Source organism: Dietzia cercidiphylli, from assembly GCF_014145145.1.
In the GTDB taxonomy this organism is placed as follows: Bacteria; Actinomycetota; Actinomycetes; order Mycobacteriales; family Mycobacteriaceae; genus Dietzia; species Dietzia natronolimnaea.
In genome coordinates, this window is the sequence record NZ_JAALEA010000514.1 from 1 (window position 1) to 1,555 (window position 1,555).

Annotated in this window: 1 protein-coding gene and 1 pseudogene; both read left to right on the plus strand. The window is 73.1% G+C overall.

Features of this window, described 5'->3' with window-relative positions; translation table 11 throughout:
* Positions 1 to 315: pseudogene (locus tag G6028_RS16575) on the plus strand (4-(cytidine 5'-diphospho)-2-C-methyl-D-erythritol kinase); the annotation flags it as partial.
* Positions 315 to 1,555 (plus strand): ABC-F family ATP-binding cassette domain-containing protein (locus G6028_RS16580; RefSeq protein ID WP_182659526.1); only part of this gene is annotated, 1,241 nt, incomplete at its 3' end. The pseudogene G6028_RS16575 and the gene G6028_RS16580, both read left to right, overlap by 1 nt.

The window sequence follows — 1,555 nt, forward strand, 5'->3', positions numbered from 1 at the left end:
CTGGTGGAGGCGTTGGCCGGGGACGACCCGGCGCGGGTGGCCGGGGTGCTCGCCAACGATCTCGAGCCCGCCGCACTCTCGCTGATGCCGGCCCTGCGCAGGACCCTCCGGGCCGGAGCCGAGGCCGGTGCGCTGCACGGTATGGTCTCCGGCTCGGGTCCCACCTGCCTGTTCTTCTGCGCCGACCGCGAGCAGGCGATCGCGGTGGCGGCCGAGGTGAGCGAGACCGGCGTCGCACGCGAGGTCCGACTCACCCGCGGCCCCGTCGCCGGCGCCCACGTCATAGACAACCCGCAACAGACACCGGAGCAGTAATGGCCCCCACGAACCTCATCAACCTCGAGCAGGGGTCGGTGTCCTTCGGGATCCGACAGGTGCTCGACGACGTCTCCCTGGGCGTCAACGCCGGCGACCGCATCGGCGTGGTCGGCCTCAACGGCGGCGGCAAGACCACGCTGCTCGAGATCCTCACCGGGGTGGCCGAGCCGGACACCGGACGGGTCTCGCGCGTGAGCGGCTTGCGGCTGGCCGTGGTCACCCAGCGGACCGAGCTGGCCGCCGACACCGTGGGCGAGTCCGTGCTCGGGGGATTGGGCGTGGCCACTCACGAGTGGGCGGGAGACTCGCGGATCCGCGCCGTGCTCGACGGGATCGGCATCCACGACCTGGGTCTGGACACCGCGGTGGACGATCTGTCCGGCGGCGAGCGGCGGCGGGTCTCCCTGGCCGCGGCGCTGGTCCAGGACCTCGACCTGCTGGTCCTCGACGAGCCGACCAACCACCTCGACGTCGAGGGCGTGCAGTGGCTCGCCGACCACCTGCGTGCGCGGTCCTCCGCCCTCGTCGTGGTCACCCACGATCGGTGGTTCCTCGACACCGTCGCGACCCACACCTGGGAGGTGGTCGACGGCCGCGTCGAGCAGTTCGAGGGCGGGTACAACGACTGGGTCTTCGCCCGCGCCGAGCGGGACCGACAGGCCGCTGCCTCCGAGTCCCGGCGGCAGAACCTCATGCGCAAGGAGCTCGCCTGGCTGCGTCGCGGCGCACCGGCGCGGACCTCCAAGCCGCGGTACCGCATCGAGGCCGCGGAGGCGTTGATCAAGGACGTGCCGCCGCCCCGTGACTCACTACGCCTGTCGAGCTTCGCCGCCCGGAGGCTCGGCAAGGTGGTGATCGAGCTCGAGGAGGCGCGCCTCGACGCCCCCGACGGCCGCACCCTCGTCGAGGACCTGACCTGGCGACTGGCCCCCGGCGAACGACTCGGCCTGGTGGGCGTCAACGGTTCCGGCAAGACCACGCTCCTGCGTGCCCTCGCCGGTGAGGCCCCCCTGGCCGCCGGCCGCCGCAAGGAGGGCAAGACGGTCCGCATCGGGTGGCTCAAGCAGGAGCTCGACGACCTGCCGCTCGACCAGCGGGTGCTCGAGGCGATCGAGGACGTGGCCGCCCGCGTGGCGTTCGGTGACATCGAGCTCAGCGCCTCCCAGCTGGCCGAGCGCCTCGGCTTCACCCCCGCCCGCCAGCGCACGCCGGTCGGCGACCTCTCCGGCGGCGAGCG